The sequence below is a fragment of the Lysinibacillus capsici genome, from assembly GCF_020217405.1.
GTDB lineage: Bacteria > Bacillota > Bacilli > Bacillales_A > Planococcaceae > Lysinibacillus > Lysinibacillus capsici.
Genome location: NZ_CP084108.1, coordinates 3,255,322 through 3,273,589, shown reverse-complemented (window position 1 = coordinate 3,273,589; position 18,268 = coordinate 3,255,322). Strand labels below are relative to the sequence as shown.

Below are 18,268 nucleotides of genomic sequence, written 5' to 3'. Positions count from 1 at the left end.
AAACACCTAAAAAAAGCAAAATACTGCCCATGTCAGCCACTAAAAAATAATTTGCTCCACATATGGGACTGGAGCTTAATGATCAAGAAAAATCCATGATGCGATGACAAAAAAGCGAATAAGAGTAGTGAAAAGTACTTCCAAATCGAATTTTCTACAACTCTCCATAAAATGATGGTGGAGGCACAAGCAAACGTAGTGATTTGCCCTGCATCTGGTTGCATTAATAATATACCTTTTATGAGGAACTTGAATCCTATCGTAAATGATAAATGTTTATTTATTGAAAGCTTCCATAAATAAACAATTAATATAGGCAAACTAATACTAGCTATATAAAAATTAAACGGGCCAAAAGTTATCCTTCGATGGACACCCTCTATACCATTAAACTAAAAGGGCATAACGAGTAAAACGATTAAAACAGTTGTAATAGAAAGAGGGCTAATATCTAAAAATTTTAGGGTAGTTTTTGTTGACATTCCATAGCAAAAACTAATGCCAACAACCCAGATGAACAAGTTCTGTATCCAAATATGAAAGCCTACGCCATAGGAGATCATGGTGATCATCCCTATTAGAAGAGCAGGGAGCATAAAAAATAAGGAAGGACATATTGAGTATGTAGTTTTGTCATGTAAACCCCCTATGGTTATGCTATACAATATATAACTCACATGACAATGAAAAGGTTTCAGAAATAGGGGCAAGGAAGAATGCAGAAGAGGATTTGAGGTTAAAACAAAGGGAACCATCTGTCCCCATGTTTTAACTAATAATTTCAGCATTTAAGTTATAACGCTTATTAAACTCATCAACGAAAACTTGTAAATCAATATAGGTTCCGATATAAGGCTCTGTTTCTTGATCGCGTAAAAAGCCACAAGTTGCCTTTAACGATTTTGAAAATTCCAGTAACATTTGTTCGTTGTCAAGTTGCACTTGAATTGCAAGAGAATTATCTTTTTTATTCACTTTAAAATATTTACCATCTATAATTCTCTCTAAATTAGTTTCTTGAAATGGAAAAATATAATCTTTATAAATAAGCTTCACAAAATCCCGCCTTTTTTACAATATTCTACTACATCTGTATAAGGTAAATCGCCACCAAAAATAGAAAGCGCACTCCCAATGGTTACATGAAGTTTTCCATTGGCTAATTGGTTAAATCTTTCTAAGTCTCCGATTGAACGAACGCCGCCTGCATAAGTAGTTGGGATAGATGTCCAAGCAGCTAAGTCCTGTACCAAGCTTTCCTGCATGCCACCCTTTTTTCCTTCAACATCGACAGCATGTATTAACAGCTCATCACAAAAATCTTCAATATAGGCAATCGACGCAGCATTGACTTCGAAGTGACTAAATGTAGTCCATTTATCGGTCATGACAAACCATTTCCCGTCACGCATCTTACAACTGAGATCGATGACAAGGTGTTCTTTACCAATTAATTGATTTAAACGCTTTAAACGTGCTAAATCGAGCTGACCATCATGAAAAATATAGGATGTGACAATGACATGCGAAGCACCTGCATCAATATACTTTTGAGCATTGTCAGCCGTAATGCCACCACCTATTTGCAAGCCTTGAGGATAGGCTGTTAGAGCGGATAGGGCAGCTTCTTCATTACCAGAGCCTAGCATAATAACGTGTCCACCTGTTAAACGATCTTGGGCAAACATTTGTGCATAGTAGCTAGCGTCATGTTGAGAAATAAAGTTTTCAACAACTGCTTGATTTGTATATCCCAAAGTGCTGCCTACAATTTGCTTTACTTTGCCATCGTGTAAATCGATGCAAGGTCTAAATTCCAATAATTTCACAATCCTTCCGTGCAAATAATTCATATTAATCATAGCATGGAACGGAGGATAAAGGCAGAGAATTGTCATTTGTCAAAATAATGTAAAAATAACGAAGCGAATCTATTTTTGTCTGCGATATTTTCATGTGGCTATGGTAAAATAAAAAGATTGAAAACTATAAGAAAGGACGGACCGAACATGACAGATCATTTAGATTTATTTGAACTCAATAAATTTTTTATACTCGGACGTCCGATCGTCTCTATCTTTCATAATGCGCAAAATATGTATTCGATTGTACGTGTGAAAATTCAAGAGACGAATTTGCAATATGAAGATAAAGAAATTATTGTTGTTGGTTATTTTCCCCCACTACAAATGGACGAACAATATCGATTTACTGGTATTTTAAAACAACATCCTAAATACGGTGCTCAATTTCAAATTGAGACATTTACGAAAGAAGTGCCTGCAACTGAGCAAGGAATTATTCATTATTTATCTAGTGACCTCTTCGTAGGGGTCGGGAAAAAAACAGCTGAAACGATTGTTGAAAAACTAGGTGCGAATGCACTCCGTGTTATTTTAGAAGATCCTAATGCCCTCGATGCTGTTCCGCGCCTATCTGCTGAAAAAAAAGAAGTCATTCACCGCACCATTGAGCAAAACTTAGGTTTAGAGCGGATCATGATTCAATTGAATGAGTGGGGATTTGGTCCACAGCTTGGCATGAAAATTTATCAAACCTATCGAACAGAAGCCATTGAATTACTGACAGAAAATCCATACCGCTTAATTGAAGATGTGGAAGGAGTGGGTTTCTTTCGAGCTGATGAGCTAGGTGCAAAATTAGGTATAACTGGTAAACATCCTGATCGTGTCAAAGCAGCGATTTTACATATTTTAAATACAGCAGCTTTATCAGATGGACATGTCTATCTAGATGCAGAACATGTTTTACCGCTCGTTAAGGAAATGCTTGAACAAAGCCAACGACAGGAGATACCATTCGAAGATATTTCTCAAGCCTGCATCGGACTCCGTGAAGAAGGCAAAATTTGTGGGGAAGAGACAAGGTTATATTTACCGTCACTGTATTTTTCAGAGGTAGGGATTGCATCGAAAATCTTATCGCTTATCGAACGGAATAATAAGGCTGAACATTTTAGTAAAGATGAAATTCGAAAAGCCATTGGAGAAACAGAGGAGCTACTCAATGTTACCTATGCAGAAACACAAGCGAATGCCATTGAGCAGGCTTTAAATTCAGCCGTTATGATATTAACGGGTGGTCCTGGTACGGGGAAAACCACTGTTGTACGGGGAGTCGTAGAAGTGTATGCAAAGCTTCATGGCCTATCCTTAAATCCAAAAGAGTATGCTCAAAAAGAGGAGCCTTTTCCGATTATTCTTTGTGCTCCGACTGGACGTGCTGCTAAACGATTAGCCGAATCAACAGAGCTGCCTGCGATGACCATTCATCGACTGCTCGGTTTTACAGGGCAAGAAAAAGAGGAAGAAACAGAGCGTGAAGTGACAGGTAAGCTGATTATCGTGGATGAAATGTCCATGGTTGATACATGGCTTGCCCATCAATTATTAAAAGCTTTACATGAAGATGTTCAAGTTGTCTTTGTAGGAGATCAGGATCAGCTTCCACCAGTAGGTCCAGGACAGGTGTTAAAAGATTTATTAGCATCCAAGCAGCTACCAACCGTCGAGCTAACAGATGTTTACCGACAAGCAGAAGGCTCAACGATTATTGAACTTGCCCATCAAATAAAAAAAGGAACGATTCCAAAAGAGTTAACAGCTAAAACCTCTGATCGTTCGTTTATTAAGGCTTCAGCCGATCAAGTTGCCAACGTTGTAACACAGGTTGTCAAAAGTGCTGTCGCAAAAGGTCAGGAAATCCGTAATATCCAAGTGTTGGCACCCATGTATAAAGGACCAGCTGGGATAGATAGTTTAAATAAAATGATTCAAGAGCTTATTAATCCAAACGATACTGGAACACGAAAAGAGCTAGTCTTTGGGGATGTAACCTATCGAATAAAGGATAAAGTTCTTCAGCTTGTCAATCAACCAGAAAGCAATGTCTTTAATGGAGATATGGGTGAGGTCATTAGTATTATTAAGGCGAAAGAGACGGTCGAAAAACAAGATTTATTGATCGTATCCTTTGATGGCATTGAAGTGACCTATCAACGAAGCGATCTCAATCAATTGACACTAGCTTATTGTTGCTCCATCCATAAATCACAGGGCTCTGAGTTTCAAACGGTCATTATGCCAGTGGTTAGAGGGTATTCCAAAATGTTACGGCGTAATCTTTTATACACAGGTATTACACGTGCTAAAAACTTTTTGATTTTATGTGGTGAACCAGATGTACTTGCAGATGGTTTACAACGTACAGATGACCTACAGCGTTTCACCTCTTTACGTGCAAGACTTAACCCAATGGAAATTGAGGAAGAACTTGTGGAAGTCGAGGCAGTGTCAGTTGAAAATGAAGGGATGCAAGAGCCTGTTTCCATTGAACAAAAGCTAACAGTAGAAACAGCCCCTTATATTCATCCAATGATTGGTATGAATGATGTCTCTCCTTATGATTTTTTGGATGACTAAAATAAATATACCCGATTAGACTGTCTAATCGGGTTTTTCTAATTGATGTATCGTCACCTAATATTTGGACATTTCATATACTAGATAAGTACAAAAACATAGGGAATGTATAGGGGTGACAGCATGCCGATAATGACAGGGCAGCAGTATATTGAACGAATTGATGCTTTAAAAACGTATATTTCGATAGATGGGAAAATCGTGACAGGGAAGGTGTCAGAACATCCTGCCTTTAAAGGAATTATTCAGAGTCAAGCGAAACTTTTTGATTTACAACATCAAGAGGCACTTCTTGAAAAAATGACCTATGAATCGCCAACTAGCAAACAGAAAGTTGGCATGTCCTTTCTTCAAGTATTGACGCCAGAAGATCTTGTGAAAAGGCGCCATGCGGCAAGAGAATGGGCATTATCTTCACAAGGCTTTATGGGGAGAAGCCCTGATTATATGAATACAACATTAATGGCCCTTGCATCAGCGTCAGACTTTTTAAAAGAGAAGCCAAATTGTTTCCCAGAGCATTTGCTAAAGTTCTATGAGTATGCTCGCGAGAATGATATTACGATGACACATACCTTTATCGAACCACAGGTAAATCGCAAACGCTATTACTATGAGGATGAAGAAGTAACCATTGCTGCTAAAATCATTGGGAAGACAAGTGAGGGCTTAGTCATTAAAGGGGCAAGATTACTAGCAACACAGGGTGGCATAACAGATGAGCTTCTTGTTTTATCGACAAATGGCTATGATGAAGGAAAAGGTTTCGGTTTTTCTATTCCAAGTAATACTAAAGGCTTAAAGTTTTTATGTCGGCAATCGTTTGTAGGGGGAGATTCTACCTTTGATTATCCGTTAAGTGCTCGTTTTGAAGAAATGGATGCAATCGTTGTGTTTGATGATGTAGTTGTCCCATGGGAACGTGTTTTTTACTATGAAAATATAGAAGTGGCCAATCAATTTATGAATGTCAGTGGCTTCCAAGCTTACACATTACATCAAGTGTTATCTCGCCAAATTGCCAAGACCGAATTTGTACTTGGGGTTGTGCAATCGATAGTGGACACTATTAACATCGGAGACTATCAACATGTACAACAAAAAGTGGTGGATGTGATTGTGCCATTAGAAACGATGAAAGCACTGTTAATCAAATCAGAAGTGGATGCACAAAGAGATAATTTTGGCTTTATTCGACCTGACCTTGCAACCCTCCAAGTAGCTATTCAAATTTTCCCGAAAGTATATCCAACTTTTACGGAAATTATCCAGCAACTAGGAGCAAGTGGCTTGATGTCTATACCGACTGAACATGCATTTTCAGTAGATGATGGTGATCTTGAACATTATTTGCAATCATTCAAAGACAAAGGAGAAGAGCGAGTAAAGAAATTCCGTTTAGCTTGGGATTTAACGATGAGTAGTTTTGGCACAAGACAGACATTGTACGAACGCTTTTTCTTTGGTGATCCTGTACGTTTATCTAGCTTGCTCTATCAATCTTATCAACGAGAGCATTTAGTGCAAAGAGTAGAAGACTTTCTGAAAAATGATTGATAGAAAGTTTGACAGTTGTGAAACTATCCGTTATCATTTACAGGAATAAAAAAATAAGACTCCCTTCGTTAGGTGAGGCTCCTATGCTGGAGATACGCTACTACCCAAAAATGTCGAGAGACGCCAATGGGTCAACAGAAATCATCGAAATAAGGTGTTTTTTAACGTAGCTGGACATATTCCTATGCCGCATAGTGCTAAAACTCAACGTTTGAAGGTAACAAGCATGCAATGTATTTTATTGCTATTTTTTGATATGTGTATTCAACACGCCTTCATTCGTAGAAGGCGTGTTTTTGTTATGGAAGGAAGGTGATGAGAAATGGATAGTAGTCCTGAACCGAATAAGTATCATTTAGGCAAACGGAAACATATAAAAAGTCATCGATTTCTGATCACCGATGCAGGCAAAAGGTGATAAGGATGACCTTTTGTTTCCCTCAATAACAAACATGAGGTGAAATGCAATGATTAAAATCCACTATTATAATAGCAGCAGCAAGACAGTCCAACATGATTTCAATATGATTGATTTACAACTCCCTATTCATAACGAAGATTTATTATGGGTAGATTTATATGCCTATAGTTATAATGAATTGAATAATATAGCAGATGTATTTGGCTTTCATCCACTAGCAGTTGAAGATTGCTTACATGAAGGCTCACGTCCAAAAATGGATAGTTATGGTGATTATAAATTTTTTGTGCTCCATGCACCAATCTATAATGAGAAAAGTAACAATGAAATTACAACAGTTGAGTTAAATATTTTTATGGGACCAAACTATATTGTGACTGTGCATAAACAAAAGTTGCAATGGCTAGGGAAAATGGAGAATGTTTGTGTCAATAGCCCAAGATATTTAGAAAAGGGTACTGATTTTTTATTGCATACTATTATTGACGGTATTACAGACGAATACTTCCCAGTATTAGAACGAATTCGCGCACGTATAGATGAACTAGAAGAAGAAATTTATGATTATCAACCAAAAGTGGTGACAGAGGAATTTCTTGCATTGAAGCGGACAATTATTTTAATTCGTCAGGCCATTATGCCACAAAGAAGAATTTTTTCTACAATCAATGGTCAGTGGAAATTTGACATTCAAGAAGAAAATATTCCATTCTATAAAGATTTGAATGACCATCTAGAACGTATTGTCGACTCCACAGAGACATATCGCGATTTAGTGAACAGCACGCTTGATACGTATTTTTCAATTATCAGTGGGAAATCCATTGAAAAGCTGAATTTATTAACGGTCATTTCGACAATTATGTTACCACTATCAGTAATTACTAGTTTTTTTGGAATGAATGTACCTTTACCTTATCAAGATACCCCTTATACAACGATTGCAATTAGCGCCTTCTTAGTTATTTTTACATGGGGTATGTGGATATATTTCAAAAAAATGATTGCTTAGTTAGTGTTAGTCATACTAGTACTAATTGACAGCGCAATAGATTTTTTTTATAATTTTCGATAGAAAAAGTAAAAACGATGATGGAAAAAGTACGTATTTGTGTGTGCACAAGAAAGGGATTTCTAGGCTGAAAAAATCCTCACAACAGCAAATGCCGAAAGCTACTCCAGAGTGCAGCTAATCCCTGCCGTTCACTGACGTTACAAGTGCTAAAGAGGTAAGTAAGATTTTTACTTACAACTAGGGTGGTACCGCGAGACTAATGACAAGTCCTCGTCCCTTTTTGGGGATGAGGGCTTTTTTTATTTTCTTCGGTAGATCGCAGGACTCGTATCGTGATTTTACAATATAAAATAGGAGGAATTTATCCAATGAAAGCAGTAGATATTCGCCGTATGTATTTGGAATTTTTTAAAGAAAAGGGGCATCATCATGAGCCCTCAGCACCACTTGTGCCAATAAATGATCCATCACTTCTTTGGATCAACTCAGGTGTTGCAACTTTGAAACCATATTTTGATGGCCGTATTATCCCTGATAATCCACGTATTACAAATGCACAAAAATCGATTCGTACCAACGATATTGAGAACGTTGGGAAAACAGCTCGACACCATACATTCTTTGAAATGTTAGGAAACTTCTCTATTGGTGACTACTTTAAAAAAGAAGCAATTCATTACGCTTGGGAGTTTTTAACAGATAAAAAATGGATGGGCTTTGATCCAGCATTATTATCTATCACGATTCACCCTGAAGACCAGGAAGCTTATGATGTTTGGCATCAGGAAATCGGTATTCCAGAAGAACGTTTAATTCGTTTAGAAGGGAACTTCTGGGATATCGGAGAAGGTCCATCTGGTCCGAACTCAGAGATTTTTTATGATCGCGGCGTAGAATACGGCTCAGATGAAAATGATCCTGAAATGTATCCAGGAGGAGAAAATGAGCGTTACCTTGAAATTTGGAACCTTGTGTTCTCTCAATTTAACCATAATCCTGATGGCACTTACACGCCACTACCAAAGCAAAATATTGATACAGGTATGGGCTTAGAACGTATTGTGTCCGTCGTGCAAAATGTACCAACAAACTTTGATACTGATTTATTTATGCCAATCATTGAAAAAATCGAGGAATTTGCCAACCGTAAATATAAACGACCTGGCGAAGTAGACTTAAATGAAATCTTTGGCTCAGAAGAAGATATTAATACACCATTTAAAGTGATTGCAGACCACATCCGTACAGTAGCATTTGCTATAGGTGATGGTGCCCTGCCGTCAAACGAAGGCCGTGGCTATGTATTACGTCGTTTACTACGTCGTGCGGTTCGCTATGCTAAACAAATTGGCATTGAAAAACCATTTATGTTTGAACTTGTACCAACTGTGGGTAAAATTATGGAAGACTTCTATCCAGAAGTGACAGAGAAATGCGAATTTATTCAACGTGTCATTAAAAATGAAGAGATTCGTTTCCATGAAACATTAGATGGTGGTTTAGCTATCTTTAATGAAGTAGTGGAATCTCAAAAAGCAGCCGGTCATGATTACATCCCAGGAGCAGATGCTTTCCGCTTATATGATACTTATGGTTTCCCAATCGAGCTAACGGAAGAATATGCAGAGGAAGTAGGCATGAAAGTAGATCATGAAGGTTTTGAGGAAGCGATGGAAGAGCAACGTGAACGCGCGCGTGCTGCACGACAAGATGTTGATTCGATGCAAGTACAGAATGAGGTATTAGCAAACTTAACGGTTGCAAGTGAATTTGTTGGCTATGATACGTTAACTGTTAATACTGAAATCGCTGCAATGATCGTCAATGGTCAAGTTGCGAAAGTCGCTTCGGAAGGTCAGGAAGCATTGGTTATTTTAGCAAAGACACCATTCTACGCTGAAATGGGAGGCCAAATTGCCGATAGTGGTACTATTTCAAATGATAGCTTTACGGCTGTCGTAAAAGATGTTCAAAAAGCACCGAATGGTCAACCGCTTCATACAGTAGTAGTTGAAACTGGTGAAATGCATGTGGAAGATGCAGTGCAAGCAGTGGTCAATCGTGATGACCGCAATTTAATCATTAAAAACCATACGGCAACACATATTATGCAACGTGCATTAAAAGATGTGCTAGGTGATCATGTAAACCAAGCTGGATCATATGTAGGACCTGACCGTTTACGTTTTGATTTCTCTCACTTTGGTCAAGTTACAAAAGAAGAATTACAACAAATTGAACGTATTGTAAATGAAAAAGTGTGGGATGATATAGAGGTCGTTATTGAAGAAAAAGGCATTGATGAAGCAAAAGCAATGGGTGCTATGGCATTATTCGGTGAAAAATATGGAGATGTTGTACGTGTAGTATCCATCGGAGATTATTCGATTGAGCTATGTGGTGGTATCCATGTTAAACGCTCTTCTGAAATTGGCTTCTTTAAAATTGTTTCAGAAGGTGGTATCGGTGCAGGTACTCGTCGTATAGAAGCTGTTACAGGAAAAGTTGCTTATGAAGCAGTAAAAGAAGAAGAAGCATTATTAAATGATGCAGCAGCATTATTAAAAGCAAATGCTAAAGATATTGTCACAAAAGTACAGGCTTTACAAGCAGACTACAAAGAATTACAACGTGAAAACGAAGCATTATCTCAAAAAATTGCCAATGCTCAGGCTGGGGCAATTGTTGATGCAGCACAAACAATTGGAGATGTCACAGTTCTTTCTACAAAGGTAGAAGCAAAAGACAATAACCAACTGCGTCAGATGATGGATGATTTGAAAGCGAAAATGCCAAAGGCTGTTATCGTTCTTGGAGCAGTGGATGGCGATAAGGTTATGCTATGTGCTGGTGTTTCAAAAGAATTAGTTGGTGGCAATTACCATGCAGGGAATATTGTGAAAATGGTTGCGGAAGCATGTGGTGGTAAAGGTGGCGGTCGTCCAGATATGGCGATGGCAGGTGCAAAAGATGCATCAAAACTTGATGAAGCACTACTTTCTGTGTATGATTATGTTAAATCCATTTAATTAATTCACCAAAACATGTTATAATAAAGAGAAATTGGAGATGAGCTTGTTTGCACATCTCCTTATTTCTGAAAGCGAGGTGCTGGTCATGAGTTCATTTGATCAAACGATGAAATTTAATTTTCCAGAAGAATCAATGGAACAGGAAGTCAAGCAGGTAATGTTGAAAGTTCATTCTTCATTAGAGGAAAAGGGATATAACCCTATCAATCAGATTGTTGGTTACTTACTTTCTGGTGATCCGGCGTATATTCCTCGCCATCAGGATGCTCGTAATTTAATTCGCAAGCTTGAGCGTGACGAAATTCTAGAGGAGCTTGTTAAATTTTATATCAAAAAGAATAACGAGGACTAGAAATGAGAATTATGGGATTAGACGTTGGGTCAAAAACTGTGGGTGTTGCTGTAAGTGATGCACTTGGTTGGACCGCCCAAGGTATTGAAACCGTAAAAATTGATGAGGCTAATGGTGAGTTCGGTATTGACCGTATCGCTGAGCTAGTAAAGGAATATACTATAACAGAATTTGTTGTAGGTTTTCCAAAAAACATGAATAATACGGTTGGACCGCGTGGAGAGGCTTCTGAGAACTATAAAAAGCTTTTAGAAGAGCATTTCTCACTACCGGTCAAATTATGGGATGAACGTTTAACGACGATGGCTGCTGAACGTATGCTGATCGAAGCGGACGTGAGTCGCAAAAAGCGCAAGCAGGTCATTGATAAAATGGCAGCTGTGATGATTTTACAAGGCTACTTAGATAGCAAAAATTAATTGATGAGGTGACTATGCATGGCACACGAGCATAACCATGAAGAAGAACTACATGTTCAACACATTACAGTGATTGACGAAAACGGAAACGAGCAGCTTTGTGAAGTGATTCACGTTCATGAATCTCCAGAGTTTGGCAAATCATATGTGTTTTACTCAATGGTAGGCGCAGAGGAAGATGAAGATGGCTCAGTTGAAATCTTTGTATCTTCATTTGTACCATCTGAAAATGGTGAAGATGGTGAATTAACACCAATCGAAACTGAAGCAGAGTGGGATATGGTAGAGGACGTTTTAAACGCTTTAGAGGATGAAAACGAAGACTAATCTTCTAACTCAAAGCTTGGAACAAGGATCGCAGCTTGCAGTCCTTGTTCCTTTTTTATTGAAGCTTTTCTACTGTAGAAGGATTGTTAAATGGAGGAATGAATGCATTGTAGATGTGTGAAATTGATCCACAATTGTTGGGAAACGTTCATAAAGTTAGAGGATTCGCTTAGAATTAGAGTGGCACCGCTCCAAGAATGGAGGCTCCGCTCAAAGCCACGCTCGAAAATTTCGAGAGCCTGCCCAAATGTAGAGAAGAAAAGCTCCTAAACAGGGAAAACTTGCTCAAAAATAGGAGAAGCTATTCTAAAGTGTCTAGCCTCAAAAGCGATTTAATAAATGACATCAAATTGTCATAAAGGAGGAAACAGGATGAATGAAGAAACGCAAGAATTTATGATCATCGGGAAAGATGGTAAGGAACAGCAGTGTCGTGTGGTCATTACCTTTGATGCGGAGGACAAGTCCTATGTGTTATTTTCCCTTCTAGATGAAACCGGTCAAGAAATTCCAGGAGACCTTTCGGCGATGACTTTTGATTATGATGACAATACAGGTGAGATGACAAATTTACAGCCTGTTGAAACAGACGCAGAATGGGAAATGATTAATGAAGTGGTGTTAACATTACTAGATGAATTTGAAGAAGAACCACAGCTAATTACTGTGACAGACGAAGAAGGAAAAGATCAAGTGTGCGAAGTCATTCATACGTTTTCATCTGAGCAATTCGGTAAATCGTATGTATTATATGTGCCAGCAACAGATGAACCGATTGATGAGCGTGATATTTTTGCTGCCCAATATATAGCTGGAAATGAAGGCCAGATTGAAGAATTATACCCGATTGAGTCAGATGAAGAATGGGAATTTGTAGAAGAAGTATTAAACACTTTATAGGATAAACTATTTCTAGAATGCTCAAAAATCTGCTAACGAAAGTTGTTGGCAGATTTTTTACATATGTAATTTCTCCTGAATTGTCGATTTCTGTTTGTCGTGAAAGTTGATTTCTAGTATGATATTGAATAGTGATAGGGGGGAAACCCGTGGATAACGGTTCTAAAAAACAAGAAATGTTTTCAAAAATGCAAGAAAGAAAATCTGAGGTAAAAATCGTGAGAAAAATCGTCGCAATTATTGCCATTGTTTTCGTACTAATAATTGGCGTTGTTGGTTTATTTGGGTACAATTATGTAAAAGGTGCTTTAAAACCACTAGACCCTAATGCAACGAAAACGATTGCGGTAGAAGTACCAATTGGCTCTAGTTTGTCCTCTATTTCAACACTACTAGAGAAAAAAGGTGTCATAAAAGATGCACGTGTTTTTAAGTACTATGCAAAATTTAAAAATGAATCACAATTTCAAGCGGGAAATTATGATTTAACACAGGCAATGACTTTTGATGAACTTATTGAAAGCTTGAAAACAGGGAAGGTATATCGTAAGCCTGTCTTTACGATGACGGTCCCAGAAGGCTTAACACTTGAACAAATTGGGAAAGTGATTGAAAAGAAAACACCGTACACACAAAAAGAATTTATGGATCTTGTGACGAGTGACACATTTGTTCAACAAATGATGGCTAATTATCCCGAGCTAGTTACAGAGGCGGTTTTAGCTGACAATATTCGCTACGACTTAGAGGGCTATTTATATCCAGCTACGTATTCTTATTATGAGGAAAAACCATCCTTACAAGCGATTGTAGAAGAGATGATAGCAGCCATGAACAATGTGGTGAAGAACTATAGTGATGTATTAGCTGAAAAACAAATGTCCGTACATCAGCTGTTAACATTTGCTTCATTATTGGAAGAAGAAGCGACTGCTCAAACGGATCGAGAGACTATTGCAAGTGTCTTCTATAATCGAATCAATGAAGGGATGCCACTACAAACAGACCCAACCGTGCTCTATGCACTGGGTGATCACAAGGATCGTGTTTTATATGAGGATTTAGAAGTGGATAATGCCTATAACACATACAAAAATAAAGGTCTACCACCTGGTCCAATAGCGGGTGCAGGTAAAACTTCGATTGAGGCATCATTAAATCCAAGTCAAACAGATTATTTCTACTTCCTAGCAGATAAAGAGGGTGTCAACCACTTCTCAAAAACCTATGATGAGCATTTGCAGAAGGTAGAAAAATATTTACGAAAAGAAGAGTAAACGTATAGGAAGAACAAAAATCGTATAGCAAACAGATGGATAGAAGGAAAGAAAAATAGCTTTCCTTCTATTTTCATGCTATTATAAAGTGTGATTTTTGATCAATCCGTTCATTTATGCGGGACAAATATGCGTGGTGGCAATTGTTTGAGCATATCGAAGCAATTGCTCATTTTTGTATGGCAAAGTACCAAGACATCACGTTTGGTCTTTTTCTTTTTGTTGATAAATGATGAAGTACAGACAACGGCAAACGCTCGTTGCCTTTTAAATGAGGGTGGAAACGATGGAATTATCAGATGCATATATACAATCATTTATACAGCCACGTAATGAATTGCTTTTAGAAATGGAAGCATATGCGGAGGAGCATCACGTACCGATCATGCAGCTAGCAGGTATTGATGCATTAAATCAACTGTTGCGTATTCAAAATCCGTCAAAAATTTTAGAGATAGGTACAGCAATTGGTTACTCTGCTATTCGTATGGCAGAGGCATTGCCTCATGTCCAAATTGTTACAATTGAACGTGATCAAGATCGTGTAGCAAGGGCAAAAGCCTATATTAAACGTTCGACTGTATCAGATCGAATTACGGTCATTGAGGGTGACGCTTTAGAAGTGGATGACGAGGCCATTAACACAACATTCGATGCGGTCTTTATTGATGCTGCGAAGGGACAATACCAACGCTTTTTTGAAAAGTATGCACCTTTAGTAAAATCAGGTGGGGTATTGTATATCGATAATATGTACATGCATGGTTTGTCTGATTTAGAGTTGAAGGATGTTCCACGTCGTAAGCGAACAATGATTCGCAATTTAAAAAACTTTACGGATTGGATTATGCAGCACCCAGATTATACAAGTGCTTTTTTACCAGTCGGTGATGGTTTATTACTATGTTTGAAGAGGTGACTACTATGAAAAAACCAGAATTGCTTGTGACACCACAATCATTAGAACATATAAAAGCACTTTTAGCCGCTGGAGCAGATGCTTTTGTTATTGGTGAACAACAATTTGGTCTACGTCTAGCAGGAGAGTTCTCGGTTGAAGAAGTAGAAGAAGCGACAAAGCTTATTCATGAAGCGGGTAAAAAGGTATATGTTGCAGTCAATGCACTTTTCCATAATGAGAAACTAGAGGCACTTGCAGATTATTTAAAAGAAATGCAACGTATCGGTGTGGACCGTTTAATTTACGGTGATCCAGCGGTACTCATTATTCGCAGAGAGCAAGGTGTTACGATTCCGTTACATTGGAATCCAGAAACGACAGCTACAAACTGGTTTACAGCTAATTACTGGGGGAAACGTGGTGCAACGCGTGCCGTATTAGCGCGTGAGCTTTCTCTTGATGAAGTATTAGAGATTAAAGAAAATACTGAAATGGAAATTGAAGTACAAGTACATGGCATGACATGTATGTTCCAATCAAAACGCCCATTACTCGGCCATTATTTCTTATATCAAGATAAAGTAATGGCTATTGAAAACCGCCAAGAAAATCGTAATATGTTCCTACATGATGATGAACGAAATAATAAATATCCAATATATGAAGATGTGAATGGTACACATATTTTCAGTCCAAATGATATGTGTATGATTGATGAACTAGGCGAATTATTTGAGGGTGGCATCGATGCGCTGAAAATTGAAGGTGTACTTCAAACACCAGACTATGTAGTCGCGGTAACAGAAGCTTATCGAAAAGCGATCGATACGTATTTTGACGAATCAGAAGACGCATATGAAGAAATAAAAGACGATTTATTAGCAAAAATTGAAGATATTCAACCAGCTATTAGACCATTAGATACAGGCTTTATCTTCAAGGAAACAGTTTACTAGGAGGGGACAATAACATGGCATTAGCGTTAGAGCAAAATGACAAAATCCGTGAGATTGTCAACGGTAAACGTGTCATTACTAAAAAACCAGAACTACTTGCGCCAGCGGGTAGTTTAGAGAAATTAAAAATAGCTGTCCATTATGGAGCAGATGCTGTATTTATCGGTGGGCGAGAGTTTGGCCTACGTTCGAATGCGGATAACTTTTCAATTGAAGAGATGCGTGAAGGTGTAGAATTTGCCAATCAATATGGTGCGAAAATATATGTAACAACAAATATTTTTGCCCACAATGAAAATATGGATGGCTTAGAGCGTTACTTAAAGGATATTGAATCAGTGGGCGTAACTGGTATTATTGTAGCAGACCCGCTCATTATTGAAACATGTCGTACAGCAGCACCTAAGCTTGAAATTCACCTTTCTACTCAGCAATCATTGTCCAACTGGAAGGCCGTCCAGTACTGGAAAGAGGAAGGTTTACATCGTGTTGTATTAGCACGTGAAGTCGGCGGAGAAGAAATGAAGCTGATGAAAGAAAAGGTCGACATTGAAATTGAGGCCTTTGTGCATGGAGCAATGTGTATTGCCTACTCTGGTCGTTGCGTTCTTTCTAATCATATGACGGCTCGTGACTCAAACCGAGGGGGATGCTGCCAATCATGCCGTTGGGACTATGATCTATATGAATTAGAAGATGGTGAAGAAAAAGCACTTTTCGATGAGAGCCATGCACCATTTGCGATGAGTCCAAAAGATTTAAAATTAATTGAAGCGATTCCTCATATGATTGAGCTAGGTATCGACTCGTTAAAAGTTGAAGGTCGTATGAAATCCATTCACTATGTAGCGACAGTAGTTTCTGTGTACCGTAAAGTGATTGATGCTTATTGTGCAGATCCAGATAACTTTAACATTAAACGTGAATGGCTAGAGGAATTAGACAAATGTGCTAACCGTGATACGGCTGAAGCATTCTTCCATGATGCACCTGGCTTTGAGGAGCAGATGTTTGGTGTGCATGGTCGTAAAACAACCTATGAATTTGCTGGACTTATTTTAGAACATGATCCGGAGACAAAAATAGTGACAATGCAACAGCGTAATTATTTTAAACCTGGTGATGAAGTAGAATTCTTTGGTCCTGAAATTGAGAATTTCCGTTTAACAATGGGTGAAATTTGGGACGAGGATGGCAATAGCCTAGATGCAGCACGTCATCCATTACAAATTGTTAAATTTAAATGCGATACACCATTGAAGCCGCATAACATGATGCGAAAGGAGAATAACTAATGGCAGTGAAGCGCCCTGTTGTCATCGGAATCGCAGGTGGCTCATGCTCCGGAAAAACGAGCGTGACGCGCGCCATTTATGATGTTTTCCGTGAGCATTCTGTTGTGGTAATTGAACAAGATTTTTATTATAAGGATCAAAGTCATTTAACATTTGAAGAACGCTTAGGAACTAACTATGATCATCCGTTAGCTTTCGATAATGATTTATTAATTGAACACATAAAAAAGTTGTTAGTTCGTCAACCAATTGAAAAACCTGTGTATGATTACGTCCAGCATACAAGGGCAGAAGAAGTTATACATGTTGAACCAGTAGACGTTATTATACTAGAAGGTATTCTAGTTCTAGAGGATGCTGATTTACGTGATTTAATGGATATTAAATTATTTGTGGATACAGATTCAGATTTACGTATTATTCGCCGCATTATGCGTGATATTAAAGAGCGTGGACGTACAACAGATTCGGTGATTGAGCAGTATTTATCAGCGGTTCGACCAATGCATAATTTATTTATTGAACCAACGAAACGTTATGCTGATATCATTATTCCAGAAGGTGGGGATAATGAGGTCGCGATTGATTTAATGGTAACGAAAATTAAAACTATTCTTGAAACCGACAACGTATTGTAATAAGATAGAGTGGTATTGACAATATTTACATGCATATTTTGAAAAAGCATGCATACTATTAGGTCAAAGCGTAATTTGAAAACGTTTAAAAATAATAAAATTCGATTAAGTGCATCTCACATGCATTTAGTCGAGTTTTATGTTTTTATATTGAAGAAACAAGGAGTGAAGGACTTTGGCAAATGAAAAACAGTACCCTATGACAGCTGAGGGAAAACGTAAATTAGAAGAAGAATTAGTAAAATTAGAAACTGAAACACGTAAAGAAATCGTTGAACGTATTAAAATAGCACGTGATTTTGGAGATCTTTCTGAAAACGCTGAGTACGATTCTGCAAAAGAAGAACAAGCCTTTTTAGAAGGTCGTATTTCAACATTAAAATCAATGATTCGTAATGCAGTGATTATTTCTGAAGACGAGACAGATAACAGTGTAGTATCACTAGGGAAAACGGTTACATTTGTAGAAATCATCAATGGTAAGCCATCAACAGATGAAGAATCTTATACAATTGTTGGTTCTGCTGAGGCAGATCCTATGGAATTCCGTATTTCGAATGAATCACCAATTGCAAAAGGTCTACTTGGTCGTGCTGAAGGGGAAGAGGTTGTTGTTCAAACACCTGGCGGCGAAATGAAAGTGAAAATTCTCTCAATTAAATAATATGTATATGTACAAGCAGTTGGCCTTTGGCTGACTGCTTGTACCATTTTTAGCGTGAAAACTATGTAGCAA

General features: G+C 38.0%; 16 protein-coding genes, 1 riboswitch and 1 other annotated feature. Of the genes, 14 read left to right on the top strand and 2 right to left on the bottom strand.

Going from position 1 to position 18,268, the window contains the following annotated elements:
* Positions 1-768 precede the first annotated feature (768 nt).
* Positions 769-1,056: a hypothetical protein gene (locus tag LCP48_RS16125; RefSeq protein WP_004226823.1), complete on the bottom strand. Its 288-nt coding sequence runs from the start codon at positions 1,054-1,056 to the stop codon at positions 769-771.
* Positions 1,053-1,820, bottom strand: a complete 768-nt coding sequence (gene hisA, locus LCP48_RS16120) for a phosphoribosylformimino-5-aminoimidazole carboxamide ribotide isomerase (protein ID WP_004226824.1) — start codon at positions 1,818-1,820, stop codon at positions 1,053-1,055. Before hisA ends, LCP48_RS16125 begins: the two co-directional genes overlap by 4 nt.
* Positions 1,821-2,009: 189 nt before the next feature.
* On the opposite strand from hisA, the gene recD2 reads away from it, so the two are divergent.
* From recD2 to greA, 14 genes are all read left to right on the top strand, one after another.
* Positions 2,010-4,442 (top strand): SF1B family DNA helicase RecD2, encoded by a 2,433-nt coding sequence (gene recD2, locus LCP48_RS16115; protein ID WP_009373770.1) that lies wholly within the window; start codon positions 2,010-2,012, stop codon positions 4,440-4,442.
* 123 nt (positions 4,443-4,565) lie between these two features.
* The gene (gene hpaB / locus LCP48_RS16110) at positions 4,566-5,999 is read left to right on the top strand and encodes a 4-hydroxyphenylacetate 3-monooxygenase, oxygenase component (RefSeq protein ID WP_004226827.1); all 1,434 of its coding nucleotides are present in this window, start codon (positions 4,566-4,568) and stop codon (positions 5,997-5,999) included.
* A gap of 57 nt (positions 6,000-6,056) precedes the next feature.
* A riboswitch (M-box (ykoK) riboswitch) is annotated at positions 6,057-6,222 on the top strand.
* 244 nt (positions 6,223-6,466) lie between these two features.
* Positions 6,467-7,432: a magnesium/cobalt transporter CorA gene (gene corA / locus LCP48_RS16105; protein ID WP_004226828.1), complete on the top strand. Its 966-nt coding sequence runs from the start codon at positions 6,467-6,469 to the stop codon at positions 7,430-7,432.
* Between the two features lie 68 nt (positions 7,433-7,500).
* Positions 7,501-7,716 (top strand) — a binding site (T-box leader).
* 87 nt (positions 7,717-7,803) lie between these two features.
* Positions 7,804-10,464 (top strand): alanine--tRNA ligase, encoded by a 2,661-nt coding sequence (gene alaS / locus LCP48_RS16100; protein WP_225340381.1) that lies wholly within the window; start codon positions 7,804-7,806, stop codon positions 10,462-10,464.
* Between the two features lie 88 nt (positions 10,465-10,552).
* Complete coding sequence (locus LCP48_RS16095; protein ID WP_004226839.1) at positions 10,553-10,819, top strand: IreB family regulatory phosphoprotein; 267 nt, start codon at positions 10,553-10,555, stop codon at positions 10,817-10,819.
* A 2-nt stretch (positions 10,820-10,821) separates the two neighbouring features.
* Positions 10,822-11,238 (top strand): Holliday junction resolvase RuvX, encoded by a 417-nt coding sequence (gene ruvX / locus LCP48_RS16090; protein WP_004226840.1) that lies wholly within the window; start codon positions 10,822-10,824, stop codon positions 11,236-11,238.
* Between the two features lie 18 nt (positions 11,239-11,256).
* Positions 11,257-11,565 carry a DUF1292 domain-containing protein gene (locus LCP48_RS16085; protein WP_004226842.1) on the top strand — a complete coding sequence of 103 codons (309 nt, stop codon included), beginning with the start codon at positions 11,257-11,259 and terminating at the stop codon, positions 11,563-11,565.
* Positions 11,566-11,937: 372 nt separating this feature from the next.
* Positions 11,938-12,465, top strand: coding sequence for a DUF1292 domain-containing protein (locus LCP48_RS16080; RefSeq protein ID WP_004226844.1), 528 nt, complete (start codon positions 11,938-11,940; stop codon positions 12,463-12,465).
* 149 nt (positions 12,466-12,614) lie between these two features.
* Positions 12,615-13,742 (top strand): endolytic transglycosylase MltG, encoded by a 1,128-nt coding sequence (gene mltG, locus LCP48_RS16075; protein WP_009373773.1) that lies wholly within the window; start codon positions 12,615-12,617, stop codon positions 13,740-13,742.
* Positions 13,743-14,028: 286 nt separating this feature from the next.
* A complete protein-coding gene (locus LCP48_RS16070) occupies positions 14,029-14,661 on the top strand; it encodes an O-methyltransferase (RefSeq protein ID WP_004226849.1) in 633 nt (210 codons plus the stop codon).
* A 5-nt stretch (positions 14,662-14,666) separates the two neighbouring features.
* A complete protein-coding gene (locus tag LCP48_RS16065; protein ID WP_009373774.1) occupies positions 14,667-15,599 on the top strand; it encodes a peptidase U32 family protein in 933 nt (310 codons plus the stop codon).
* 14 nt (positions 15,600-15,613) lie between these two features.
* Positions 15,614-16,894 carry a peptidase U32 family protein gene (locus tag LCP48_RS16060; protein WP_004226855.1) on the top strand — a complete coding sequence of 427 codons (1,281 nt, stop codon included), beginning with the start codon at positions 15,614-15,616 and terminating at the stop codon, positions 16,892-16,894.
* Positions 16,894-17,532 carry a uridine kinase gene (gene udk / locus LCP48_RS16055; protein ID WP_004226858.1) on the top strand — a complete coding sequence of 213 codons (639 nt, stop codon included), beginning with the start codon at positions 16,894-16,896 and terminating at the stop codon, positions 17,530-17,532. Before LCP48_RS16060 ends, udk begins: the two co-directional genes overlap by 1 nt.
* A gap of 175 nt (positions 17,533-17,707) precedes the next feature.
* Positions 17,708-18,196 carry a transcription elongation factor GreA gene (greA, locus tag LCP48_RS16050; protein ID WP_004226860.1) on the top strand — a complete coding sequence of 163 codons (489 nt, stop codon included), beginning with the start codon at positions 17,708-17,710 and terminating at the stop codon, positions 18,194-18,196.
* Positions 18,197-18,268: the final 72 nt, after the last annotated feature.

Coding starts and splice junctions, on each gene's coding strand:
- recD2 (WP_009373770.1), top strand. CDS start 2,010: ATGACAGATCATTTAGATTTATTTGAACTCAATAAATTTTTTATACTC.
- hpaB (WP_004226827.1), top strand. CDS start 4,566: ATGCCGATAATGACAGGGCAGCAGTATATTGAACGAATTGATGCTTTA.
- corA (WP_004226828.1), top strand. CDS start 6,467: ATGATTAAAATCCACTATTATAATAGCAGCAGCAAGACAGTCCAACAT.
- alaS (WP_225340381.1), top strand. CDS start 7,804: ATGAAAGCAGTAGATATTCGCCGTATGTATTTGGAATTTTTTAAAGAA.
- LCP48_RS16095 (WP_004226839.1), top strand. CDS start 10,553: ATGAGTTCATTTGATCAAACGATGAAATTTAATTTTCCAGAAGAATCA.
- ruvX (WP_004226840.1), top strand. CDS start 10,822: ATGAGAATTATGGGATTAGACGTTGGGTCAAAAACTGTGGGTGTTGCT.
- LCP48_RS16085 (WP_004226842.1), top strand. CDS start 11,257: ATGGCACACGAGCATAACCATGAAGAAGAACTACATGTTCAACACATT.
- LCP48_RS16080 (WP_004226844.1), top strand. CDS start 11,938: ATGAATGAAGAAACGCAAGAATTTATGATCATCGGGAAAGATGGTAAG.
- LCP48_RS16070 (WP_004226849.1), top strand. CDS start 14,029: ATGGAATTATCAGATGCATATATACAATCATTTATACAGCCACGTAAT.
- LCP48_RS16065 (WP_009373774.1), top strand. CDS start 14,667: ATGAAAAAACCAGAATTGCTTGTGACACCACAATCATTAGAACATATA.
- LCP48_RS16060 (WP_004226855.1), top strand. CDS start 15,614: ATGGCATTAGCGTTAGAGCAAAATGACAAAATCCGTGAGATTGTCAAC.
- udk (WP_004226858.1), top strand. CDS start 16,894: ATGGCAGTGAAGCGCCCTGTTGTCATCGGAATCGCAGGTGGCTCATGC.